This window comes from Aeromonas sp. ASNIH7 (assembly GCF_002903485.1).
Taxonomy (GTDB): Bacteria; Pseudomonadota; Gammaproteobacteria; order Enterobacterales; family Aeromonadaceae; genus Aeromonas; species Aeromonas caviae.
Window position 1 is genome coordinate 3,720,669 of the sequence record NZ_CP026226.1, and the last position, 24,496, is coordinate 3,745,164.

At 65.3% G+C, this 24,496-nt stretch carries 19 protein-coding genes and 1 pseudogene; 9 read left to right on the forward strand and 11 right to left on the reverse strand.

Translation table 11 applies throughout. The features are described 5' to 3' along the window. Positions 1–129 precede the first annotated feature (129 nt). Positions 130–1,530: an asparagine--tRNA ligase gene (asnS, locus tag C2U47_RS17595; protein WP_039039869.1), complete on the reverse strand. Its 1,401-nt coding sequence runs from the start codon at positions 1,528–1,530 to the stop codon at positions 130–132. 240 nt (positions 1,531–1,770) lie between these two features. Here asnS and C2U47_RS17600 point away from each other — a divergent pair, with 240 nt between their 5' ends. Beyond that, the gene (locus C2U47_RS17600) at positions 1,771–2,073 is read left to right on the forward strand and encodes a hypothetical protein (RefSeq protein ID WP_010674063.1); all 303 of its coding nucleotides are present in this window, start codon (positions 1,771–1,773) and stop codon (positions 2,071–2,073) included. Here the strand turns inward: C2U47_RS17600 and C2U47_RS17605 are convergent. Then, complete coding sequence (locus C2U47_RS17605) at positions 2,061–2,882, reverse strand: HAMP domain-containing protein (protein WP_043155238.1); 822 nt, start codon at positions 2,880–2,882, stop codon at positions 2,061–2,063. The two genes, C2U47_RS17600 and C2U47_RS17605, sit on opposite strands and share 13 nt — an antisense overlap. A 135-nt stretch (positions 2,883–3,017) precedes the next feature. Beyond that, positions 3,018–4,292 carry an adenosylmethionine--8-amino-7-oxononanoate transaminase gene (gene bioA, locus C2U47_RS17610; RefSeq protein WP_043155237.1) on the reverse strand — a complete coding sequence of 425 codons (1,275 nt, stop codon included), beginning with the start codon at positions 4,290–4,292 and terminating at the stop codon, positions 3,018–3,020. Positions 4,293–4,485: 193 nt separating this feature from the next. Here bioA and bioB point away from each other — a divergent pair, with 193 nt between their 5' ends. The 5 genes from bioB (at position 4,486) to htpX (ending at position 9,335) form a co-directional block, all read left to right on the forward strand. Then, entirely contained in the window at positions 4,486–5,574 is a 1,089-nt protein-coding gene (gene bioB, locus C2U47_RS17615) for a biotin synthase BioB (RefSeq protein WP_043155235.1), read from the forward strand. Then, a complete protein-coding gene (bioF, locus tag C2U47_RS17620; RefSeq protein ID WP_103261781.1) occupies positions 5,571–6,767 on the forward strand; it encodes an 8-amino-7-oxononanoate synthase in 1,197 nt (398 codons plus the stop codon). Before bioB ends, bioF begins: the two co-directional genes overlap by 4 nt. Next, positions 6,757–7,560, forward strand: a complete 804-nt coding sequence (gene bioC / locus C2U47_RS17625; RefSeq protein ID WP_041212694.1) for a malonyl-ACP O-methyltransferase BioC — start codon at positions 6,757–6,759, stop codon at positions 7,558–7,560. The genes bioF and bioC overlap by 11 nt, the downstream gene beginning before the upstream one ends. 108 nt (positions 7,561–7,668) lie before the next feature. Continuing rightward, complete coding sequence (bioD, locus tag C2U47_RS17630; protein ID WP_041212695.1) at positions 7,669–8,349, forward strand: dethiobiotin synthase; 681 nt, start codon at positions 7,669–7,671, stop codon at positions 8,347–8,349. A gap of 113 nt (positions 8,350–8,462) precedes the next feature. After that, a complete protein-coding gene (htpX, locus tag C2U47_RS17635; RefSeq protein WP_103261782.1) occupies positions 8,463–9,335 on the forward strand; it encodes a protease HtpX in 873 nt (290 codons plus the stop codon). 80 nt (positions 9,336–9,415) lie between these two features. On the opposite strand, the pseudogene C2U47_RS17640 reads toward htpX, so the two are convergent. Beyond that, positions 9,416–11,217 (reverse strand): annotated as a pseudogene (locus C2U47_RS17640) (MOSC N-terminal beta barrel domain-containing protein). Positions 11,218–11,567: 350 nt separating this feature from the next. On the opposite strand from C2U47_RS17640, the gene C2U47_RS17645 reads away from it, so the two are divergent. Together C2U47_RS17645 and nifJ are read left to right on the forward strand one after the other, a co-directional pair. Next, complete coding sequence (locus C2U47_RS17645; protein WP_043155227.1) at positions 11,568–13,214, forward strand: NAD(P)-binding protein; 1,647 nt, start codon at positions 11,568–11,570, stop codon at positions 13,212–13,214. Continuing rightward, positions 13,211–16,786, forward strand: a complete 3,576-nt coding sequence (gene nifJ, locus C2U47_RS17650) for a pyruvate:ferredoxin (flavodoxin) oxidoreductase (RefSeq protein ID WP_043155224.1) — start codon at positions 13,211–13,213, stop codon at positions 16,784–16,786. Before C2U47_RS17645 ends, nifJ begins: the two co-directional genes overlap by 4 nt. Before the next feature lie 162 nt (positions 16,787–16,948). Here the strand turns inward: nifJ and C2U47_RS17655 are convergent, their stop codons facing one another. From C2U47_RS17655 to C2U47_RS17680, 6 genes are all read right to left on the reverse strand, one after another. Next, positions 16,949–17,164 (reverse strand): YdcH family protein, encoded by a 216-nt coding sequence (locus C2U47_RS17655; RefSeq protein ID WP_005313020.1) that lies wholly within the window; start codon positions 17,162–17,164, stop codon positions 16,949–16,951. Positions 17,165–17,440: 276 nt separating this feature from the next. Continuing rightward, positions 17,441–18,031: a hypothetical protein gene (locus tag C2U47_RS17660; RefSeq protein ID WP_039039859.1), complete on the reverse strand. Its 591-nt coding sequence runs from the start codon at positions 18,029–18,031 to the stop codon at positions 17,441–17,443. A gap of 11 nt (positions 18,032–18,042) precedes the next feature. Continuing rightward, positions 18,043–19,389: an MATE family efflux transporter gene (locus C2U47_RS17665; protein WP_010674075.1), complete on the reverse strand. Its 1,347-nt coding sequence runs from the start codon at positions 19,387–19,389 to the stop codon at positions 18,043–18,045. A 122-nt stretch (positions 19,390–19,511) separates the two neighbouring features. Next, positions 19,512–21,335, reverse strand: coding sequence for a SulP family inorganic anion transporter (locus C2U47_RS17670; RefSeq protein WP_039039857.1), 1,824 nt, complete (start codon positions 21,333–21,335; stop codon positions 19,512–19,514). Between the two features lie 70 nt (positions 21,336–21,405). Then, positions 21,406–21,990 (reverse strand): nucleotidyltransferase family protein, encoded by a 585-nt coding sequence (locus tag C2U47_RS17675; RefSeq protein ID WP_043155221.1) that lies wholly within the window; start codon positions 21,988–21,990, stop codon positions 21,406–21,408. Continuing rightward, a complete protein-coding gene (locus C2U47_RS17680; RefSeq protein WP_041212700.1) occupies positions 21,980–22,237 on the reverse strand; it encodes a GNAT family N-acetyltransferase in 258 nt (85 codons plus the stop codon). The genes C2U47_RS17675 and C2U47_RS17680 overlap by 11 nt, the downstream gene beginning before the upstream one ends. A gap of 154 nt (positions 22,238–22,391) precedes the next feature. Here C2U47_RS17680 and cysM point away from each other — a divergent pair, with 154 nt between their 5' ends. Next, entirely contained in the window at positions 22,392–23,282 is an 891-nt protein-coding gene (gene cysM / locus C2U47_RS17685; RefSeq protein WP_010674079.1) for a cysteine synthase CysM, read from the forward strand. A 15-nt stretch (positions 23,283–23,297) separates the two neighbouring features. Here the strand turns inward: cysM and C2U47_RS17690 are convergent, their stop codons facing one another. Beyond that, positions 23,298–24,482, reverse strand: a complete 1,185-nt coding sequence (locus C2U47_RS17690; RefSeq protein WP_010674080.1) for an iron-containing alcohol dehydrogenase — start codon at positions 24,480–24,482, stop codon at positions 23,298–23,300. Positions 24,483–24,496: the final 14 nt, after the last annotated feature.

The window sequence follows — 24,496 nt, forward strand, 5'->3', positions numbered from 1 at the left end:
AAAGATGGGGGAGAGCACAGGGTTTGGAATGCAAAAGGCGGAAATGACAGGTGCGGGAAGAGCGAGGCGGGCATAAAAAAAGCCGACCCTGGGGGTCGGCTTTTGCACGGTGCGAGTAGGCGGGTCGCCTTAGAACTCGGCGGTGCGGGGAGTACGGGGGAAGGGGATCACGTCGCGCACGTTGCCCATGCCGGTCACGTAGACCACCAGGCGCTCGAAGCCCAGACCGAAGCCGGAGTGGGGCACGGTGCCATAGCGACGCAGATCGCGGTACCACCAGTAGTCTTCCTTGTTCAGGCCCATCTCGGCCAGACGGGCATCCAGCACCTCGAGGCGCTCTTCACGCTGGGAGCCGCCGATGATCTCGCCGATCCCCGGGGCCAGTACGTCCATGGCGGCAACGGTCTTGCCGTCGTCGTTGAGGCGCATGTAGAAGGCCTTGATGTCCTTCGGGTAGTTCTTCACCACCACCGGGGACTTGAAGTGCTCCTCGGCCAGGTAGCGCTCGTGCTCGGAGGAGAGGTCGATGCCCCAGGAGACCGGGAACTCGAAGCTCTTGCCGCAGTTTTGGAGCACGTCGATGGCGTCGGTGTAGTCAATCTGGGCGAAGTCGGAGGCGACGAAGCGCTCCAGACGGCCGATGGCGTCCTTGTCCACGTGCTGGGCGAAGAACTCCAGATCGTCGCGGCGCTCGGTCAGCACGGCGTTGAAGACGTACTTCAGCATGGCTTCGGCCAGGGCGGCGTTGTCTTCCAGATCGGCGAAGGCCACTTCCGGCTCCACCATCCAGAACTCGGCCAGGTGGCGGCTGGTGTTGGAGTTTTCGGCGCGGAAGGTCGGGCCGAAGGTGTAGACCTTGGACAGGGCGCAGGCGTAGGTTTCGACGTTCAGCTGGCCGGACACGGTCAGGAAGGTCTCCTTGCCGAAGAAGTCCTTGTCGTAGTCCACCTTGCCTTCGGGGGTGCGCGGCAGGTTTTCCATGTCCAGGGTGGAGACGCGGAACATCTCGCCGGCCCCTTCAGTGTCGGAGGCGGTGATGAGGGGCGCCGCGATCCAGAGGTAGCCCTGTTCGTGGAAGAAGCGGTGAATGGCCTGGGAGAGGCAGTTGCGCACCCGGGTCACGGCACCGACGATGTTGGTGCGGGCACGCAGGTGGCCCTGCTCGCGCAGGTACTCGATGCTGTGGCGCTTGGCAGACATGGGGTAGGTGTCCGGATCTTCGACCCAGCCCACCACCTTGACCTCGGTGGCCTGCAGTTCGAACGCTTGGCCGCTGCCCTGGGACTCGACCACGGTGCCGGTCACTTCGACGGAGCAAGCTGTGGTCAGACGTTGCACTTCATTCTCGTAATTGGCCAGGGTATTGGGGGCGACGGCCTGCACCGGATGGAAGCAGGAGCCATCGGAAACGGCCAAAAATGAGATCCCCGCCTTGGAATCGCGGCGGGTCCGGATCCACCCTTTCACAGTCAGGGTGGTGCCGACCGAATACTTACCGGCCAGCACATCAACTACGGATGCGTGCGTCATCGAAATATTGTCTCCAGCTTGTTCTTGCAGCGCTATTTGCAACACTAGGGGTCTGGCCCGGGCGCAGTTGGCCCACCATGGCAGACTAAGCCGTTCATCTTACCCGCGCAGGTTTGATAAACAAGCAAAAATGTCGGACCCTTGCGGGGATTTCCCCATGCATAGTGCATGGATCATGGCGGCTGGACGGGGGTGAGGGTGAAGGAGCGCAGGCGGGGGCCGGATGGCTGGATACGGGTGTTGCAGGGGCTGGTGATCCTCTGCTGGGGCGGCTTTGTCGCCCTGCTCTCCCTCTATCACTTCGCCCGGCCAGAGGTGGCTTACGGCTTTCTGGTCTATGGGGGCGTCAAGGTGCGCCAGAGCTGGGACCCCCTGCTTACCCCCTGGCTGGAGCGCGGGCTCTGGGGTTGCTGCCTGCTGACCCTGGTGGTGCTGGTGCTGGCCCGTGGCCGCAGCCGTCGGCAGGAAGATGCCCGCCACGTCAATCTCTTCATCCTGCTGCTGATCCTGGTGGCCTGCCTGCTGCTTTACTACCGGGGCTGAGGGCCGTCGCCGTCATCCAGCCCCTGAGAGGCGGGGCGCTTGCCTATCTGGCGCTCCACGCTGTCGAGCATCTGGTTGTAGGCGAGCGCCACCCGGCCAATCTCGTCCCCTTCATCCCCCTCCAGCCTGTGGCCGAAGTCGTTGCGATCGGTGGCCTCCTCCATGGAGCGGGTCAGCTGGTTGAGGGGGCGGACTATCCAGGTGCGGATGACCCAGAGGGTGAGCAGGAGTCCCAGCCCGAAGATGAGGGTGAGGCTCAGGGCCGAGGTGAGGATGTTCTGCTCCACCCGGGTAAACAGGGTGTCGAGGGAGTAGTCAAAACGCACCGCCCCCAGCACGGTGTTTTCCGGCACCTGGTGGCAGCTGGTGCAGTCGGTACCGCGAAAATCCTTTCTGGCCAGCAGCGGGCGGGTCACCACCAGCCGGCTGTGCATGCCGTCATGCTCTACCTCCAGGCTCCCCTTGCCCGCCAGCGCCAGGGCATCGTACCTGTCCTTCGGGGCCTCGACGTCACGGCCCGGCCCGTACTGCTTGTTGACCGCCGCCCCGCGCACGATGCGGGCATCTTCCACGTGGGCGTGATGGAGAAACTTGGCGCGCAGGGTGTCGCGGGCGTCCATCTTGCCGGTCAGCATCAGCATGTTGAGGCCGTCGAAGTAGGCCTCGGTCTGCTCGCGGCTCTGCTCCTTGATGAGGGTCAGGATGAGGTCACGCTCGCGCACCGCCTGATAGGCCGCGGAAAACACCAACACCATGGAGAAGATGAAGAGCAGGAAGAAGTTGATCTTGGCAGCAATGGAGAGGCGCATGGGGCTGGTACATCTGTTGGGTAAAACCCGCGCAGTCTACTCTCCTCGCCGGACGGGTTTTGGTGTCTTGCTCACATTCTGATGAAAAAGCGCCGAAAGGCCCTGCGTTCTCATGCAGGGCCCGTTCATCCGGACTCAATATTCGCCGATGGTGATGGCCTCGTGGATGGCGCCGGTCAATACCCGCAGCTCCTCGGGGGTGATGACGAAGGGGGGCATTAGGTAGATGAGCTTGCCAAAGGGACGGATCCAGGCGCCCAGCTCCACGAACTTGCGCTGGATGCGCGCCACGTCCACCCGCTCCTTCATCTCCACCACCCCGATGGCGCCGAGCACCCGCACATCCGCCACCGCCGGGTGCAGGGTCAGTTCCACCAGTTCGGTTTTGAGTTGGTGTTCGATGGCTTGCACCCGCGCCTGCCACGGGGAGGCGAGCAGCAACTCGATGGAGGCGTTGGCTACCGCGCAGGCAAGCGGGTTGCCCATGAAGGTGGGGCCGTGCATGAAGACGCCTGCCTTGCCGTCACACACGGTGCGAGCCACATGTTCGGTCGTGAGCGTGGCCGACAGCGTCAGATAGCCGCCGGTGAGCGCCTTGCCCAGGCACATGATGTCGGGGCTGATGCCGGCCCAGTCGCAGGCAAAGAGCTGGCCGGTGCGGCCAAAGCCGGTGGCTATCTCGTCGGCAATCAGCAGCAGGCCGAACTCGTCGCACAGGGCGCGCACCCACTGCAGGTAGCGGGGGTGATAGAAGCGCATGCCGCCCGCCCCCTGGACGATGGGTTCTAGCACGATGGCGGCAATTTCCTCGTGATGATCCGCCACCAGGGTGGCCAGCTCCACCACGCTCTGCTCGTCCCACTGGGCGTGGAAGCGGCAGCTTGGCGCTTCGACGAAATGGTGTTCGGGCAGGAAGCCCTGGTAGAGCTCGTGCATGCCGCCATCCGGGTCGCACACGCTCATGGCGCCGAAGGTGTCGCCGTGATAGCCGCCCCGAAGGGCGACAAATTTGGCGCGGGGCGTCCCCTTGGCGTGCCAGTACTGCTGGGCCATCTTGAGGGCCACCTCCACCGCCACCGAGCCGGAATCAGCCAGAAAGACCCGATCCAGCCCCTTCGGGGTGATCTCCACCAGTTTGCGGCAGAGCTCGACCGCCGGGGCATGGGTCAGGCCGCCAAACATCACGTGGGACATCTTGCCGAGCTGGGCGGTGGCGGCCGCGTCCAGTTCCGGCACCTGATAGCCGTGAACGCAGGCCCACCAGGAGCTCATGCCATCCACCAGCTCGCGCCCGTCCGTCAGGGTGAGGGTCACCCCTTTGGCGCTGGCCACTTCATAGCAGGGCAGGGGATGGGTGAGGGAGGTATAGGGGTGCCAGACGTGGTGCAGGTCGAATTCTTGATTGGTCATTTTGTGTTCTGTTGTCAATTGATTTGATCTGGTCGGTGTTGACAGTCTACGCGTGCTCTCTACACTAGCCAACAATTTCAGCCACTTGGCTTCGCGAACGCCCTGGCATCGCGCTGTCCAGCTGGCGGGTCTTGCGGCGAACGCTCTCTTGAGCGCGGCGCAGGATCCCACCAATAACAACCGGAAGCCATGTATGAATGCTCTCACCGCGGGTGCCCACGCCCTTCGTCACGACTGGACCCTGTCCGAGGTTCAGGATCTCTTTGCCCTGCCATTCAACGATCTGCTGTTCCAGGCCCAGACGGTGCACCGCGCCCATTTCGACCCGAACGAGGTGCAGGTAAGCACCCTGCTCTCCATCAAGACCGGGGCCTGCCCGGAAGATTGCAAATATTGTCCCCAGAGCGCTCGCTACCACACCGGGCTCGAGACCGAGCGGCTGATGGAGGTGGAAAAAGTGCTGGAGCGGGCCCGGGAGGCCAAGGCCAACGGCTCGTCCCGCTTCTGCATGGGGGCAGCCTGGCGCAACCCGAAAGAGAAGGACATGCCCTACATCCTGCGCATGATTGAAGAGGTGCGCGGGCTCGGCATGGAGACCTGCATGACGCTCGGGATGCTGACCGCCGATCAGGCGGCGCGTCTCGGGGCTGCTGGGCTCGATTACTACAACCACAACCTCGACACCTCGCCGGAGTTTTACGGCGACATCATCACCACCCGCACCTATCAGGACAGGCTCGACACCCTGGAGCATGTGCGCGGCGCCGGCATGAAGGTCTGCTCCGGCGGCATCGTCGGCATGGGGGAGCAGGCGAAAGACCGTGCGGGCCTCTTGATGGCGCTCGCCAACCTGCCGCGCCACCCGGAGAGCGTGCCCATCAACATGCTGGTCAAGGTGAAGGGGACGCCCCTGGAGAACCAGGAGAACCTGGACCCGTTCGAATTCATCCGCACCATCGCCGTGGCACGCATCATGATGCCGGCCTCCCACGTGCGCCTCTCCGCCGGGCGGGAGAAGATGAACGAGCAGATGCAGGCCATGTGCTTTATGGCCGGGGCCAACTCCATCTTCTACGGCTGCAAGCTGCTGACCACCCCCAATCCGGACGAAAACAGCGACATGCAGCTCTTCAAGCGCCTTGGCATTCGCCCCGCCCAGCGGGCCCAGAAGCCGGATCAGGTTCAAGAGGAGGAGCTGCTGGCCGAGGTGAACCGCCAGAGCGAGCCGAGCGAACTCTTCTACGATGCCACCCGTTCCCGCGCAGATGTCCTCCGTCCATGATGACGCCCGTTGTTACCGGCCCCTTTGCCCTGGGGGAGGCGCTGGCCGAGCGTGAACAGGCCACCCTGCTGCGCCGACGCACCCCGGTGGATGTGGCGAGCGGCGGGCGGATCCGGGTCGGGGGGCGCGATTACCTCAATGTCTCTGGCAACGACTACCTGGGCCTTGCGGGTCACCCCGCCATCAAGGCCGCCTTCACGGCGGGGGTGGCGCAATATGGCGCAGGGGCAGGCGCCTCGCCCCTGGTGACCGGCTACAGCCGCGCTCACCAGCAGCTGGAAGAGACGCTTGCCGACTGGCTCGGCGTGGAGGCGGTGCTGCTGTTCAACTGTGGCTTCTCCGCCAATCAGGCGGTGCTCAAGGCCCTGCTCGGCAAGGAGCACCTGCTGTGGCAGGACAGGCTCAACCACGCCTCCCTGCAGGAGATGGGGAGCCAGCTCCCCTGCAAGATGAAGCGCTTTTGCCACAACGACATGGCGGCCCTTGAGCGGCTGCTTGAGCCAAACCGGGGCCTGATCGTCTCGGAAGGGGTCTTCAGCATGGACGGGGATCAGGCCCCCTGGGCTGAGCTGGCCACACTCGCATCCCGAAGCGGCAACTGGCTGATGATTGACGATGCCCACGGCCTCGGCGTGCTGGGTGCCGAGGGGCGCGGCACCCTGGCGGCCCAGGGGGTTGCTCCTGCCAGCGTGCACATCCAGATGGGGACCTTCGGCAAGGCGCTCGGGGTGGCCGGCGCCTTTGTGGGGGGCAGTCGCGAGCTGGTGGAGTACCTGGTCAATTTTGCCCGCCACTATGTCTACAGCACCCATATGCCCCCCGCCCAGGCGTGCGCCGTGCGCCAGAGCATCGAGCTGGTACGCGTAGCCGACGAGGCCCGTGCCCATCTGGCTCGCCTTGTCGCCCGGTTCCGGCAGGGGGCGCAGGCGCTCGGCTGGCGGCTTGGGGCAAGCGATACCCCCATCCAGCCGCTGCTGGTGGGGGAGAGCGTCGCTGCCCTGCAACTGGCCGAGCGGCTGCGGGAGTGCGGTATCTGGGCCGGCGCCATCCGCCCACCCACGGTGCCGGTCGGCACGGCGCGCCTTCGCATCACCCTGTGCGCCGCCCATGGCGAAGATGACGTGGATCGCCTGCTCGAGGCCCTGGGACCCCGCCCATCCACCGACGAGAGAGGGGGCGCCCATGGTGCATGAGCGTTTCCAGTCGGTGGACAAGGCACAGCTCGCCCGCCGCTTCGGGGCGGCGGCCCGCCACTACGACGCCCACGCCCGCTTCCAGCAGGAGGTGGGGCAGTCGCTGCTGGCGCGCATGGACGAGGGGGGCGTGAAAGAGGTGCGCTCAGGGGCCGGGCTGGATCTGGGTTGCGGCACCGGTTTCTTCCTGCCTGCCCTGGCGCCGCGCTGCGAGACGCTGACCGGGCTGGATCTCGCACCCGGCATGCTGGCCCAGGCGGCCCTTCGCGGCAGCGGAGCCCGCCTGGTGTGCGGCGATGCGGAGGGGCTGCCCTTTGCCGACCAGAGCCTGGACTGGGTCTTCTCCAGCCTGGCCCTGCAGTGGTGCGAGCGGCCGGCCCAGGCCTTTGCCGAGCTCAACCGGGTGCTCAAACCCGGTGGCCAGGTCTTCTTCTCGACCCTGCTTTCGGGGTCACTGTGGCAACTGCGGGAGGCCTGGCGGGCCGTGGATGGTCGTGACCATGTCAATCGCTTCCTGACGTTGCCCCAGTTGCAGCAGGCGGCCCGTGACGGGGGCTTCGAGGCCCCGGCACTCTGCCCGCTGACCTGGTCCCTCGCCTACCCGGCGCTCAGTGGACTGCTGCGCGACCTCAAGGGGATAGGTGCGAGCCAGGTCAACGACGAGCGGTCTGCGGGCCTGGGTCATCGCCAGCGCCTGGTGCGACTGGGGGAGGCCTACGAGCGCCACCGTCAACCGGACGGCCTGCTGGCCGCCAGCTACGAGGTCTGCCTCGGGCGCCTGGTGCGGCGCTGACACAAAAAGACCCGGCGCACCCACCCCTTCAGCGGCAGGACGCGCGCCTGCCTTTCACCATGGATATCGGGGCGCCTCTGCGCCCCTGCACTGCATCGAGGAATCATCATGGGGACATCCTATTTCATCACGGGTACGGACACCGACGTGGGCAAGACCCTGGTGGCCCGCACCCTGTTGCTGGCGCTTGCCGCCAGAGGCATTCGCTGCGCCGGGTACAAACCGGTGTCGGCGGGCTGCACCCGCACCCCGGAGGGGCTTCGCAATCTGGATGCCTTGCTGTTGCAGCAGGCGGCCACGGTTGCGCTGCCCTACGAGCAGGTCAATCCCTATGCCTTCGAGCCGCCCATCGCCCCCCATATCGCCGCCCGTGAGCGGGGGGTGAGCATCCCCTTCGAGGGGCTGTCCGCCGGCTTGCGGGAGATTGAGGGAGCTGGGGCCGATCTCGTCATTGTCGAAGGGGCGGGGGGCTGGTTCCTGCCGCTGGATCATCAGCGTCTGCTCTCGGAGTGGGTCGCCCAGGAGCGGCTGCCGGTGATCCTGGTGGTGGGGGCCAGGCTGGGCTGCCTCAACCATGCCCTGCTCACCGTCAGCGCCATTCGCCAGCAGGGGTTGACCCTGGCGGGCTGGGTCATCAACCGGGTGGATCCGCACATGAGCCGCTACGAGGAGAACCTGGACACCTTGAAAGCCATGTTGCCGGCCCCATTTCTGGGGGAGCTCCCCTTCGTGGACGCGGTGAATGAGGTGGATTTGCACCACTGTCTCGATGTGTCGCCCTTGCTCTGAGGCCAGACATTCAGCAAACATTCATCGAGTCTGTCTATTATCTGGGGCAAGTGTGGCATCGGTCGCCCCTGGGGCGCCCAGAACCATGCATCCATATCTCACAAGGAGTCAATATGAAGCGAATTATGCTATTCCTGGTGACCAACCTGGCCGTCATGCTGGTGCTGGGGGTGGTACTCAATATCCTGTTCTCGGTTCTGGGGATCAACAAGTCCAGCATTTCCGGTCTGTTGGTGTTCTGTGCCGTGTTCGGTTTTGGGGGTTCCTTTATCTCCTTGCTGATGTCCAAGTGGATGGCCAAGCGCAGCTATGGCGTCCAGGTCATCGAGCAGCCCCGCAACGAGACCGAGCACTGGCTGGTGAGCACTGTTGCCCGTCAGGCCCGTGAGGCTGGCATCAAGATGCCGGAAGTGGGGATCTACGACTCCCCCGAGATGAACGCCTTTGCCACCGGTGCCCGCCGTGACGACTCCCTCGTCGCCGTCTCCTCCGGTCTGCTCTACAGCATGAGCCGCGACGAGGCGGAAGCCGTGCTGGCCCACGAGGTGAGCCACGTGGCCAACGGCGACATGGTGACCCTGACCCTGATCCAGGGGGTGGTGAACACCTTCGTGATGTTCTTCGCCCGCATCGTGGCCGGCGTCATCAGCAACTTCTTCAGCTCCAACAACGAGGAAGAGAGCTGCAGCACCGGCGGTTTCGCCTACATGATCACCGTGTTCGTGCTGGAGATGGTGTTCGGCGTGCTCGCCTCCATCATCGTCATGTGGTTCAGCCGTCAGCGCGAGTTCCGTGCCGACGCCGGTGCTGCCAAGCTGGCCGGCCGCGACAAGATGATTGCCGCGCTCCAGCGTCTTGCCCGCGGTGCCGAGCCGCAGATGGAGGGTTCCATGATGGCGTTCGGCATCAACGGCAAGCGCTCCATGAGCGAGCTGTTCATGAGCCACCCGCCCATCGAGCAGCGCATCGCCGCCCTGCGTGGCTGATAGCCAGTCATCTAAAGAAAACGGCTGCCCTCGGGCAGCCGTTTTGCATTCCGGGGACGGGGTTTTGCCCCCCGATCACCCTATTTGATCACCAGATCCGTCAGGGGCACGGCGCAGCAGGTGAGGATCTTGCCCTCGGCACGCTCGGCGGCGCTGATGGCGGGGGCATCGGGGTGATCCACCTCGCCCGAGACCAGGGTCTGCTTGCAACTGCCGCAGATGCCGGCACGGCAGCTCCAGGGCAGCTCTACCCCCTGCTTGTTGGCCTGATCCAGCACGGTGCCCTGGTTGTTGCCAGCAAACTCCCGCTCGCCGATACGCAGTTGCACCGCCTGATGGGGGCGGGCCACCGAGAGCAGGGCCCCGCCAAAGCTCTCCTGGCGGATGCGCCCGGCCGGTACGCCGAGGGCGCTCAACCGGTTGGCTGAATCGGCCATAAAGCCGTGGGGGCCGCAGATGAACACCTCCCGCTCCTGCAAACCCCGGATCCGGCCCAGATGATCGTCATTCAGACGGCCGCTGAGTCCCTGCCAGTGTTTGTCAGGCTGGCTCAGGATCAGGGTGAGGGTCATTCCCTGCTGCGCCATGGCGTGCAGCTCGCTGGCGGCAGGAATATCCGCCTCGCTGCGACACAGGTGCATGAAGTGGACGTCACCGAGCTCTCCCCGTAGTGCCAGAGTGCGGGCAATGGAGAGCATGGGGGTGACACCGGATCCTGCCGAGAGCAGCAGCAGCCTGCGCTCGGACCCTAAGTGAAACTCGCCGGCCGGGGGGCGGCCAGCAGGTGATCGCCCACGCGCAGCTCATGGTGCAGCCAGGGGGAGAGGTGGCCATCGGCCAGCTTCTTGACGCTGATGCTGTAACGCTCGGGCCGCTCCGGCGTGGAGCTCAGGGTGTAGCGGCGTTGAACCCGTGTGTTTTTGATATCGAGGCTGATGGGCAGGTGCTGGCCAGGCAGGTAGTCGGGCAGGGGCTCGCCGTCGGCGGCCTCGAACCAGAAGGTTTCCAGATCCCGGGCCAGGGGTTCCCGGGCGACGCACACCAGCTCCCGCTTTTTCGGGGCCGCGTTGGGGTAGACCGGCGCCCGGGCCCGCTCCAGCACCTCGATCTCGCTGCCCGCCTCAATCCACCCCTCGTTCAGGGCCACCAGATTCTGGCCGAAATAGACCTCACCATCTTCGCCACGGCGGTAGCGGGTGAGGGTGGCCAGCGGCTCTTTCAGGGCATTGAAGCGCTCCGTGCCTGCCTCCACCGTGGTCATGATGCAGCGGCTGCACGGCTTGTCCACCCGAAACTCCACCTCGCCGATGCGGATCCGCTTCCAGCCATCTTCTTCGAAGGGGCGGGTGCCGCTCGCCACCAGGTTGGTACGAAACTGGCTCATCTGGTGCAAGGCATCGGATCTCAGGTTGAGATCCTCAAGGGAAGCCTGGCTGATGAGCAGCAAGGGGTAGCCGTCCGCAAAGCTCACCCGGGTGCCGGTCTTCTCCCGAAAACGATCGGATGCCTCCCCGAGCCAGAGCAGGCGCACCGGCTCCCTCGCCACCCGGCTCAGCCACTCATCGGCGTCGGGCCCGGTGTGCAGGGCGGTAAAGCGATCCCCCCAGACACCGGTGTGCTGAGGGGCGCGACTGAACGCCGCCTCCATGAGGGCAAGGGGGGGCAGACCCGGATAGCGCAGTTGCAGCCCCCCCTCGACGGGGGTGGCCACCACCTGCTGCAACTGGGGATGGGTGCGGGCGGTGATAAAGGTGCCATCCGGTTTGACCACCATGTAGCGGCGATCCCCGGCAAGTCCCTCCTGGGTTACCCGGGCGCGCTCCAGCGGCATGCCTGCCGTCGATTTGATGGGGTAGAGATGTATGCTGGCGAGGGTCGGCATGTCCTGGTCCTTGTGCTGTGGGGATTCCTGTGAAGAGGGGAAGATAACGATTCCTGCCCCGGGCGGCAATCTTCTCCTGCTGCCCATGTCGAGGGCGGCGAGGGGGCTCGGGCGACAGGCCCGAATGGCTGCGGGGTGTGACGGGGATCCGGTTGTGAAGGGGGCGACCCATAAAGCGCAACATTTATTGATCCTGATCCACCATGTCGTACAAAAAACGGCCCATCATCGGGCCAGCTTCCAGTTTCTGACGCTTTCGCTTCTTCCCTCTCCGGCCACCGTCTGCCCAGGCAAAACGGTATCAAGCGCCATCGGATGGGGCCTGTCACACAAAAAGAAGAAAGCAATGTATGAGCAAACAACTGGATATGACCCCACAGCCGGATCTCTCCCAGAAAACGGGAACAGGCCCGGTCCGCACCCGGCTGCCCGTCTGGCGGCCGGCCCTGCCACCTTGCAACCACGCCTGCCCGGCTGGCGAGAACATCCAGGCCTGGCTCGCCCTGGCCGAAGCAGGCCGCTTTAAGGCGGCCTGGCAACGCCTCATCGAAGAAAATCCCCTGCCTGCGGTCCACGGGCGGGTCTGCTATCACCCCTGCGAAACGGCCTGCAACCGTGCCCAGGTGGATGATGCCGTCTCCATCCACGCCATCGAGCGCTTCCTTGGCGACGAGGCGCTGGCCCGGGGCTGGCTGCCTGTGCCACCTGCCCCTGCCAGCGGCAAGAAGGTGCTGGTCATTGGTGCCGGTCCCTCCGGCCTCTCCTGCGCCTGGCACCTCAATCGGCTCGGCCATCAGGTGGAGATCCGCGAGGCAGGGCCGCTGGCGGGCGGCATGCTGCGTTTCGGCATTCCCGCCTACCGCCTGCCTCGCGATGTGCTGGATCGGGAGGTGGCCCGCATCGTCGCGGCCGGGGTGACGCTGACCCTCAACCACAAGGTGGAGGATGTGCTCAAGGCGCGTGACGAGGGGGGCTTTGACGCCGTCTTCATGGCCATCGGTGCCCATCTGGCAAAGCGGGTCGATATTCCGGCCCGGGAGGCGGGCAAGATCCTCGATGCGGTGAGCTTCCTAGAACAGGCGAGTCTGGCCGAAGAGAAAGGACTGCCACCGCCAAAACTGGGACGGCGGGTGGCCATCTACGGCGGCGGCAACACCGCCATGGATGCGGCCCGTACCGCTCGTCGCCTCGGGGTCGAGGAGGCGATGATCATCTACCGCCGCGACCGGGACCATATGCCAGCCCACGCCTTCGAAGCCGATGAGGCCGAGGAGGAGGGGATCAAGATCAACTGGCTGCGCACCATCCGCCAGCTCGATAGCACCAATATCGAAGTGGAGGTGATGGCGCTGGATGCCGAGGGTAAGCCGGTGCCCACCGGCCAGTTTGAAACCCTCGAAGCGGACTCCCTCATTCTGGCGCTGGGTCAGGAGGTCGACCTTTCGGTGCTGGAGAGCATCCCCGGCGTGCGGGTCAACAAGGAGGGAGTAGTGCAGGTTGGCGAGAACCTGATGACGGATGTGCCGGGTCTGTTTGCCGGTGGCGACATGGTGCCCTCCGAGCGCACCGTCACCATCGCCACCGGCCACGGCAAGAAGGCGGCACGCCATATGGATGCCTGGCTGCGCGGTCGCCATTACCACAAGCCGCTCTCTTACCCGCTGGTGGGGCCAGAGCAGTTGCAGCTCTGGTTCCAGACCCACGCCCCGGCCAGCAGCCAGCCGGTCAAACCTCCCTCGGCGCGGGATGACTTTGGCGAGATCATCGGCGGACTGGACGAGACGGCGGCCCGCTACGAGGCGGCGCGCTGCTACTCCTGCGGCAACTGCTTCGAGTGCGACGGCTGCTATGGCAGCTGCCCAGAGCAGGCCATCGCCAAGCTGGGGCCGGGTCTGGGGTATCAGGTGGATGCCGAACGCTGCACCGGCTGTGGTGCCTGCCATGACCAGTGCCCCTGCCACGCCATCGAGTTGCGCCAACCGGAGGAGTCCCAATGAAACATGAACTGATCATGGTTGACGGCAACGAAGCCGCGGCCCGGGTGGCGTACCAGCTGAGCGAAGTGTGTGCCATCTATCCCATCACCCCGAGCTCGACCATGGCCGAACTGGCCGACGCCTGGGCGGCACAGGGGCAGACCAACCTCTGGGGCAACATCCCCACGGTGGTGGAGATGCAGAGCGAAGGGGGAGCGGCTGGCACGGTGCACGGCGCCCTGCAGGCGGGGGCGCTCGCCACCACCTTCACCGCCAGTCAGGGGCTGATGCTGATGCTGCCCAACATGTACAAGATCGCAGGCGAATTGACCTCGGCGGTGTTCCATGTGGCGGCCCGATCCTTGGCGGCGCAGGGGCTCTCGATTTTTGGCGACCATCAGGACGTGATGGCGGCGCGCAGCACCGGCTTTGCCATGCTCGCCTCCGGCTCGGTGCAGGAGGCGCAGGACCTGGCTTTGGTCGCCCACAGCGTCACCCTGCAATGCCGGGTGCCCTTTATCCACTTCTTCGACGGCTTTCGCACCTCCCACGAGGTGAACAAGATCACCGCGCTGCATCGGGATGAGATCCGGGCCCTTATCGACAACGACTGGGTGCGCGCCCACCGTGCGCGGGCGCTCAACCCGGATCATCCGGTGATGCGTGGCACCGCCCAGAACCCGGACACCTATTTCCAGTCCCGCGAGAGCGTCAACCCCTTCTACGAGGCGGTGCCGGCGCGGGTGCAGCAGTGCATGGAGAGCCTCGGCGAGCTGACCGGCCGCCACTACCGGCTGGTGGAGTACCACGGCGCAACCGATGCCACCGATGTCATCGTGCTGATGGGCTCGGGGGCGGCCACCGCCCGCACGACGGTGGATTGGCTCAACCGGCAGGATCGCAAGACCGGGGTCTTGGTGGTGCGCCTCTATCGCCCCTTCCCGGTGCAGGCGCTGCTCGATGCCCTGCCCGCGAGCGTTCGCCGCATGGCGGTGCTGGATCGCACCAAGGAGCCGGGGGCAGGGGGCGAGCCGCTGCTGCTGGATGTGCAGAGCGCGCTGATCGATGGCTTGCAGCGCGGCCTTATCAAGCGGCTGCCCTGGCTCAGTGGCGGTCGCTACGGCCTCTCTTCCAAAGAGTTCACCCCCGCCATGTGCGCGGCGGTATTCGAGGAGCTGGCCTCCGACGCGCCGCGCCCGCGCTTTACCGTAGGGATCGTGGATGATGTGTCGGGCCTCAGTCTGGCCTGGCACCCCATCGGCGATCTGGAGCCCGCCAGCCGGGTGCGGGCGCTCTTCTTCGGTCTCGGTGCCGATGGCACCGTCGGCGCCAACAAGAACAGCATCAAGATCATCGGCGAGCTGGAGGGGTTCCACGCCCAGGGCTACTTCGTCTACGACTCCAAGAAGTCGGGTTCGCGCACCGTCTCCCACCTGCGCTTTGGCCCCGAGCCCATCGACGCCCCCTGGCTTATCGAGCAGGCGAGCTTTATCGGCTGCCACCAGTGGGGCTTTGCCGAATCGGTCGATCTGCTGGAGCACGCCGCAGAAGGGGCGACCCTGCTGCTCAATGCCCCCTATGAGGCGGACAAAGTGTGGGACCAGCTGCCCGAGCGGCTGCGCGCCCGCATTCGAGCCCTCAATATCCAGCTCTATTGCATCGATGGGGATCGGGTGGCCGAGCGCAACGGCATGGGCAATCGCATCAACACCATCATGCAGACCTGTTTCTTTGCGCTGGCTGGCATCTTGCCGCGGGATGAGGCGATTGCGCTGATCAAGGAGAGCATCGAGAAGAGTTATGCCCGCAAGGGACCCGAGGTGGTCGAGCGCAACTTCGCGGCAGTGGACGACACTCTGGCTCATCTCCATCAGGTGGCCATCCCCGCCGGTGAGGAGCAGATCAGCGACTATCCGCTGCCATTGGCTCCCGGCGGCAGCGAGTTTGTCCAGCGTGTCACCGGCGAGATGCTGGCGGGGCGCGGCGATCGCATCCCGGTCTCCATGCTGCCGGTGGACGGCACTTACCCCACCGCCACCAGCCGCTTCGAGAAGCGGGATATCGCCCGCGAGATCCCGATTTGGCATTCGGATATCTGCATCCAGTGCGGCAACTGCGTCTTTGTCTGCCCCCACGCGGCGCTGCGGGCCAAGTTCTACCATCAGGACTGGCTGGCGACTGCCCCCGAGGCAGCCCAATCGGTACCCGTCACCGCCAGGGGTTTCCCCGACAGCCGCTACACCTTGCAGCTCTATCCGGAGGATTGCACCGGTTGTGGCCAGTGTGTGCAGGCTTGTCCGGTACGGGCCGGGGCTGATGAGGAACACGAGGGCGAGCGCGCCATCGCCATGATGGACAAGGCGCCGCACCTTGCTGGCCAGAAACAGGCGCTGCGCTGGTTCGAGAGTTTGCCCTGGCCTGCTCGCGAGCGGGTGGACTTCTCCACGGTGCGCGGCACCCAGTTCCTCGAACCCCTGTTCGAGTTCTCCGGTGCCTGCGCCGGCTGTGGCGAGACCCCCTATCTCAAGCTGCTGACCCAGCTGTTTGGCGACCGCATGTTGGTGGCCAACGCCACCGGTTGCTCCTCCATCTACGGCGGCAACCTGCCGACTACGCCGTGGGCCAAGAACGGCGAAGGGAAGGGGCCGGCCTGGTCGAACTCCCTGTTTGAGGACAACGCCGAGTTTGGCTTTGGCTTCCGTCTCACCGCCGATCAGCATCACGGTCAGGCGGTGGCGGCCCTTGAAGCGATGAAGGGGGAGCTGGGCGCCGAGCTGGTCGATACCCTGATTAGCGCCCCGCAGCGGCTGGAGTCGGAGATCCGCGCCCAGCGCACCCGGGTCGCGCAAGTGCGGGAGCGGCTGGAAGAGGTGAAATCCGGCAAGGCCCGCGAGCTGCTGTCACTCATCGATCAGCTGGTGCGCCGTGCGGTCTGGATCATCGGCGGCGATGGCTGGGCCTATGACATCGGCTCATCGGGGCTCGACCATGTGCTCGCCTCTGGGCGCGATGTGAACGTGCTGGTGATGGATACCGAGGTCTACTCCAACACCGGCGGTCAGATGTCGAAATCGACCCCGCTCGGCGCTGTCGCCAAGTTCGCGGCGGGAGGCAAGACGCTGGCCAAGAAGGATGTGGCGTTGCAGGCCATCTCCTACGGCAACGTCTATGTTGCCCGCATCGCCTTTGGTGCCAACCCGCAGCAGGCGCTACAGGCCTTGCGGGAAGCGGAAGCCTATCCGGGCCCGTCGCTGATCATCGCCTACAGCCACTGCATCGCCCACGGCATCGACATGGAGCAGGGATTGGCCCAACAGAAGCGTGCGGTCGATTCGGGCCACTGGCCGCTGATGCGCTACAACCCGGTACTGCGCAGCGCCGGGCAGAACCCCTTCAGCCTCGACAGCCTGCGCCCCTCCATCCCCCTTGCCGAATATCGGCAGCAGGAGACCCGTTATCGGGTGCTGGCCCAGAGCCATCCACAGGAGGCCGAGCGGCTGATGCAGGTGGCGCAACAAGTGGCGTGGCAGAAGTGGGCCACCTACGAGGAGATGGCCACCCGCGAAGCCAGCCAGTTCCATCCGCCGGTGTGATCATGGGGTGAAACAGGTATGACAAAGCGGGCCATTGGCCCGCTTCGTTTTCCGGTGCCAAGGGAAGTGGCCGTTGCCGCGCCTCGTGAGCAGCCAACAAAAAGCCCGGCGTCGGGCCGGGCTGGCAGGATAAGTTGCTTATCCAGGTATTCGTCGAGGCGTCTAGTGTGGATGTTGTTTGAGGATGTCGTATATCTCCTCTTTCAGTTTAAGTTTCTGTTTTTTCAGATCCTTCACCTCGGAGCTGTAGTCGCTGGCGTGGTGTTTCTCCAGCTTCCTGATCTCCGCATCCAGGTCGTTGTGCAAGTCAAACTTCTTCTGGAAATGGACATCACTGCTCTTCAGTTTCGAGATGAGATCTCTGTACTCCGGAAACATGTAATGAAGCCTCCTTGTTGTCGTTTGATTGTGCCTGCAAGACCAAAGTACCCCTTACTGCCGGGGAGAAACGTGATCCCGATCCAATTCGGGGCCACGGAATTGCTGCATGGGAAGGGTGATTTTTAACTGTTTGAATTACATGATGATTGCCTGCTGACCCAGGGGCAGCAGAGGAAAGAAGCGGGATCCGCTTCACATTCGGGAGAGGGGGTCTGCAACGGGGCGGGCAACAGAAAGGGGCGCGAGGCCCCTGACTGGAAACGGGTGAGCCGTTTACTCTTTTTTCTTTTTCTTCTCGGGCAGGGGCTTGCCGTCTCTGGCAATCACCTTGCCTGCCTCGAAACCGATCTGCGCCGCCAGCTCTTCCAGATCCGGCGCCTTGGCCTCGTTGCCGATGGCGTACTGGTAGTTGGCGATGGAGATCTTCTCCGCCACCGGTGTGCCCGGGACGATGGGTTCGCGCCAGCCCTGACCGATGTGGGCCACCAGGGTGCCGTTCATGATGAGCTCGCCGACGATCTCCTGGGTGGGGATGCCCTTGCCGTAGGTGAGGCCCTGCGGGTGCTTCTTGCCGACCAGGGGCTCTTGGCTTGCGGGCATCAGCTTGGTGCGGATCAGCCACTTGGGCGATTTGGTCTTGCCCACCGCCTTGCCGGTCTGGTACTCGTTGATCTTGATGGTCTTGATCATCTGGGCCGTGAACTCCTTGGTCAGGGCCTTCTGGGCTTCGCTGGTCTCGTCGATGACGATGGGGGCCACATACCAGGTCTGGGGAGCCTGCGCCTTGGGGGTCGCCGGGGCGGTTTGCGCCATGGCGAGCGGGCTGAGCAGGATGGCCGTCAACAAGAGTCCGATTTTCTTCATGGTGATTCCGCTTATGTTTCGACAAGAATTTTGTTTTGCCAGCGACGACTGCGCCAGCGCCAGAACATGGCCAGACCGCGCACCCACTCGTCGCAGGCGAGGGCCAGCCAGATGCCTACCAGGCCATAGCCCTGCATGATACCAAGGAAATAGGCCAGGGGAACGGCAATGCCCCACATGGAGACGAGCGCCATGTAGAGCGGGAAACGGGCATCCCCGGTGGCGCGCAGGGCGTTGATCACCACCAGATTGAAGGTGCGACCGGGTTCGAGGATGAGGCTGATGAGGAAGAGCTGCGCCACCTGGGTGATGATGTCGGCGTCGTCGGTGAACAGGCTGATGATGGCGCGACCGTTGAGGGCGGCGGCGATGGCGATGGCGGCGGTGACGATGAGGCCGAGTTTCAGGCTCTTCATCAGTTGGCGATAGGCCTGATCGAAGCGTCGGGCCCCCGCCAGGTGGCCGATGATGATCTCGTTGCCAAGGCCGATGGAGAGGCCGAACAACAGGATGAACAGGCAGATCTGGAAGAAGTAGGACTGGGTCGCCAGCGCCTTGTCGCCGAGCAGGCCGACGAAGGCGGTCACCACCATGAACTGCAGCATCCAGGAGAGGTTCTCCCCCGCCGCCGGCAGACCGATGTGCAGTACCTTGTCCAGCATGGCGCGGCTTGGGCGGACGATCTCGGGCAGACGCAGCCGGATGCCGGTCTTGCGCGCCACCAGCCACACCAGCAGCACCACCCCGACGATGCGCCCCGCCACCGTGCTGATGGCGACCCCGGCGACCCCGAGCTGGGGCAGGCCGAACCAGCCGTAGAGCAGCAGCAGGTTGCCGACGAAGGTGATGAGGTTGACGATGAGGGTCACGTACATGGCCTGGCGGGTGTGGCCGTGGGCACGCAGGGTGGCGGCCAGACAGAGGGCCGCCGCCTCCGGCAGCAGGCAAAGCCCGATGATCTGCAGGTAGAGGCTGCCGTCGCTCATCAGGTGGGCAGGCAGGTTCATCAGCGCCAGCATAGTGCCGGCCCCCGCCATGACGCCGACCGCGGCCACCAGTCCCACCAGCAGGTTGAAGCCGATGGCGGTGTGGATGACGACGCGGGCTTTTTCCTTGTCTCCCGCCCCCAGATACTGGGTGATCACCACGCTGGTGCCGATGCTGACGAAGCTGAACAGGGTGATGGCGAGATCGAAGACCTGGTTGCCCACCGCGAGGGCCGCCACCCCCTGATAGGAGACATGGCCCACCATGAAGGTGTTGAGGGCCCCGGTCAGAAAGTGGAGGGCCAGATCGATGAACAGTGGCCAGGTCAGGGCGAAGAGGGAGCCCGGGCCCGCGTGGGATTGAGTCTGCATGGGATATCCAGGTGCTGGCGATGGCCCTCGTCAGGGCCAACTGGAGGGGCATTTAACACCAAGCGGGGGCGGGGTGCAATCCTGGTCGCAGGAGGAGGGGGCCTGTGACCAGGGGATGTCTCTCAGACCGGCGTGGCGCCGGCCTCCTGCTCGCTGGGGCGGGTGAGGCGCGCCGAGTCGGGCAGGTCGTCATCGTGCGGCCAGCGGGTGAGCAGGGCATCCGTGGTGCTCTCCACCCCCTCGTCGTCCCGGAACACCGGCTCCCGGTAGCAGCGGGTCATGCGCAGGGCCTGGTACATGTCGGGGCAGAGGATGATGCCATCCTCGCCGACCCGGATCCCCGCCTGTTTGAACCACTGGCTCATCTGGCCGTGCCGACCGGCCATCACCATGTGGATGCCGCGCCGCTTGAGCTCCTTGTGCAGCTCTCCCACCATGCTCATGACGCTGATGTCCTGATGGGTGAAGCAGGCCACCGCATCCACCACCAGGCACCTGGGATTGTGGGGATCCTGCACCAGCAGTGCCAGCACCCGCCGCTTGAAGTAGGGGGCGTTGAAGTAGGTGAGCGGGGAGTTGAAGCGGTAGACCAGGATGCCGGGAATCGCCTTGGCCTGCTCGTTGTCTCCCAGGGTGCGCACCACGCCCTCGTCGTCCATGCCGAGCAGCTGGTCGGTGGGGCGCATCACGTTGCGCAGGAACTGGAACAGCCCCAGCAGGACCGCGAGGGTGATGCCCGGAATGACCCCCATGGTGAGCACGCTGACAAAGGTCACCAGGGCGAGCCAGAAGGCGGCGCGGTCCGAGTCGCGCAGTGCCCAGAGGCCGCGAAAATCTGTCAGCGACAGGGAGGCCATCACCAGCACCACCCCGAGGGCGGCGGTGGGAATGTATTGCAGCGGCGCCGTCAGGTAGAAGGTGACCAGGGCGATGACGGCGGCGGCGATGATGGAGACCAGCTGGCTTTTGCCGCCGTTGGCGTCGTTGACCGCGGTGCGCGAATCCGCCCCGCTGATGGCAAACCCCTGGGAGGCGGCCGCCGCCAGGTTCGCCATGCCGAGGGCCCTAAACTCCTTGTCCGCATCAATCTCGTAGCCGTTCTTGGCGGCGAAGCTGCGGGCGGTGAGCATCATGGAGACGAAGCTCACCATGGCGAGGTTGAGGGCGGGCAGCACCAGCTCACGGATAAGCCCGGGGGGAAAGTCCGGCATCTGGAAGGCGGGCAGCCCCGAGCCGATGGTCCCCAGGGTGGCGATGTCGACGCGGCCGAGATTGAACAGCCACACCAGGGCCGCCGTCACCACCATGGCCACCATGGAAGAGGGCCAAGCCGGTCTGTAGCGCTTGGCCAGCAGCAGGGTGAGCAGGGCCGTCAGGCTCATGGCCAGGGTGGGCAGATGGGTCTGGGTAATGTAGCTGGTGCCGTTCAGGATCCGCTCTATCAGGTAGCGCTCGCTGAAGGTGAAGCCGAAGATCTTGGAGAGCTGGCCCACCATGATGGTGATGGCCACCCCGTTGAGCAGCCCCATCAGGATGGGGCGGGAGAGAAAGTCTGCCAGCACCCCCAGTTTGAAGCGGCTGGCGATGAGGCACCAGAAGCCGGTCATGGCGGTCATGGTCATCACCAGTTGCCAGTGACGGGTGGGATCCCCGGCGGCGAGCGGCGTTACCACGGCGGCGATCACCGCGCAGGTGGCGGCATCCGGACCGACGATGAGCTGACGGGAGGTGCCAAAGAGGGCGTACACCACCATGGGCAGGATGCAGGAGTAGAGGCCGACGATGGCGCCTACCCCGGCGAGCTCCGAATAGGCGATGGCCACGGGCAGGGCCACGGCCGCGACCGAGAGGCCAGCGCGAAGATCCGGCATCAGCCAGGCCCGCTGGTATTGCAGCAAGGCGGCGAGCCCCGGCAGCCAGCGCTCGAGAGAGAAGAAGTCGCGCATTATTTAACCCATTGAGTTACAAACATCTTTTTCTTAGTGTGCCCAAGGTTGTCGACCCTTTGCAATCCGCTCATGGCCAGTTCACCACAAGGTCAGGCCAGATGCGTTGCCACCCCTTGGCCCTGACCCGTTCGCTAAAGATACGGCTCTCCTGGCGACAGCGCGGATTGGGGCTCACCACCAGGGACCAGTTGGGGGCAAAGCCGTAGGGGGCCAGCCACTCGAACGTATCATCTGCCAGCAGGCGGACCCCGATGCAGGTGGGTATCTCCACCCAGTGGCTGAGGGCCGAGAGGGAGCTGGCAAAAGGAGGCACCTGCTGGCGCAGATGCATGCGGGCCTGGTTGCGCACCTCCCACAACTGGCCCGGCATCCTGGCGGCGAGCCAGGCTTCGTGATCGGCCTCCTTCAATCCAGTCGGATCAGCGCTGTCCAGATAGATAAGATCGATGTCGTTGAGCGGGGTGGGTTCGGCCTTGTGATGGAGGTGATCCCAGATGAGGCTGCGCACAAACCCCGCCCCCAGGGCCCAGTCGGGCAGGGCCAGCTCCCGCGCAGCCCGGAGGCAATCCATGCGCGGGTGATCAGCCCGCAGCAGGGCCTCGGTGCAGGCCCGCAAGTGCGCCTCCCGCAGCGCCCCGGCTTCAACCGGCATTGCGGCGCAACCAGACGTCGATGTAGCTGCAGCTCGGCACTATGGTGAGCCCCTCAGAGAGGGTCCAGTCGTAGAAGCGGCGGGCCAGCTTGTCGGCAATCCCCTGTCCGCGCAGCTCGGGGGGAACCTGGGTGCTGTAGGCGTCCACCGTGGTGGCGTCCAGCCGGCGATAGGCAAGGCGGGAGAGCTTGCCGTCCACGGTGCAGACAAACTGCTGCTGATCGGCCTGGTGAAGGATGTCGCTCATCGGGAGTCCTCTCTGGGTGAATGGGAAGATCAGAACATGGCGGACAGGGTTTGCCAACGCCATTCTTTGCGCCCATGGCGGGCTCGCTTACACTGGCCGGCCTGCGAATGGTCGCAAGGCAAGGTATAGAACATTGAGAGAGGATGGATCCGTCATGGCCTTCGCCACCCTGGACGATCTGATAGGCAACACCCCGCTGCTGGCGCTGCGCCGCATCAATCCGCACCCCGGCGTCACCCTGCTGGTGAAGCTGGAGGGCAACAACCCCGCCGGCTCCGTCAAGGACAGGGCGGCGCTGAACCTCATCAGGCAGGCAGAGGCGAGTGGTCACTTAGCGCCAGGAGCCCGGCTCATCGAGGCCACCTCCGGCAATACCGGCATCGCGCTGGCCATGGTGGCGGCGTCCCGGGGTTACCGGATGCGACTCATCATGCCGAGCAACATGAGCCAGGAGCGGCGCGACGCCATGCAGGCCTACGGCGCCGAGCTGGTGCTGGTGGAAGAGGGCATGGAAGCGGCGCGAGACCTCGCCCTGGCCATGCAGGCGCGGGGGGAGGGGCTGGTGCTCGATCAGTTCAACAACCCCGCCAACCCGGATGCCCACTACCGCTCCACCGGCCCCGAGATCTGGCGCCAGAGCGGCGGGGCTGTCACTCACTTCGTCTCGGCCATGGGCACCACGGGCACCATCATGGGGGTCTCCCGCTACCTCAAGGAGCAGAACCCGGCGGTGGCGGTGATCGGCCTGCAACCGGCCGAGGGGAGCCAGATCCCCGGCATTCGCCGCTGGCCCGAGGCCTACCGGCCCGCCATCTTCGAGCCTGCGCGGGTTGATGGGGTGCTGGATGTGACACTGGAAGAGTCCCTCGTCATGATGCGCCGCCTGGCGCGGGAGGAGGGGATCTGCTGCGGTGTCAGCTCGGGTGGCGCCGTGGCCGGGGCCTTGCGGGTGGCGGCAGAGATCGGGCAGGGGGTGGTGGTGGCGATCATCTGCGATCGGGGGGATCGCTACCTCTCCACCGGGGTCTTCACCCCCGATGTCTGATGGGCAAGGGGCCCGCTACTCCCAGGCCCGCTCCAGCAGGACCAGCAGCTGGTCCCTGTCCGCATCCTTGCGGTTGTAGAGCAGGGCGCCATCGTTGATGGCGAGATCCCGGATCCCGGGCAGCAGCGCCTTGTCGGTGAGGCCCGCCTCCCGCAGGGTGCGTGGCAGCTTGACCGTCTGCCACAGGGTATCGCGCAGTGCCTGCAACGCCTCGATGGTGGCCTGGGGTCTCCCCTCGGCCGGGGTCGCGGCAAAGCGCTCCGGCCCCACCAGGGGCAGCAGCAGGCGGGCGAGCTCGGGGTCGATGTCGGGCCTGTTGTAGTCGAGCACGGTGGGCAGGAAGAGGTTCATACAGAGGCCATGGGGCAGGTGGCAGCGCGCCCCCAGACTGTGGCCGAGGGCGTGCACCAGCCCCACCATGGAGTTGGAAAACGCCATGCCCGCCAGGGTGGAGCCCTCTGCCAGTTGCAGCCGCAGGCCCTTGTCCGTCGGGTGGACCAGCACCCTGGGCAGGGCGGTGGCAATCTTCTCCACCGCCATCAGGGCCAGGGCGTCACTGACCGGGTTCTTGCCGTTGCCGATGAAGGCCTCGATGGCGTGGGTCATGGCATCCATGGCGGTGGCGGCGGTGATGGGCAGCGGCAGCCCCAGGGTGAAGCGGGGATCCAGCACCGCCAGCCGGGGCAGCAGGAAGGGGGAGGTGAAGGGCACCTTGCGCCCGCTCCCTTCGTCCTTGATCACCGCCACCAGGGTCACTTCGGAGCCGGTCCCCGCCGTGGTGGGGACCACCGCCAAGGGGTTGAGGGGACGGGTCAGGCAATCCGCTCCGGCATAGTCGAGCAGCCGCTCGCCCCCCAGGGTCGCCAGTATGTTCACCGCCTTGGCGGTGTCGATGACGGAGCCGCCGCCAAGGGCGAGCAGGCTGTCACAGCCCAGCTCCCGGTAGTGGCGGGCGATCCGCTCCACCACGGCGGTGGAGGAGTCCGCCGGGATCTCGTCCCAGATGGCGGCGACCGGCAAGGCCCCTTCGGCCATCACATCGGCCAGCAGGGTGGCGAGCCCGCTGCCGCTGACCCCCTTGTCGGTGAGCAGCAGCGGGCGGCCAGCCCCCAATCCCCTCAGGGCATCCGGCAACAGCTCCAGTGCCTGCTCCCCCGCCATCAGCTTGACCGGACAGAAAAAATCGTAATAACGGCTCATCCCGTTCTCCTCGT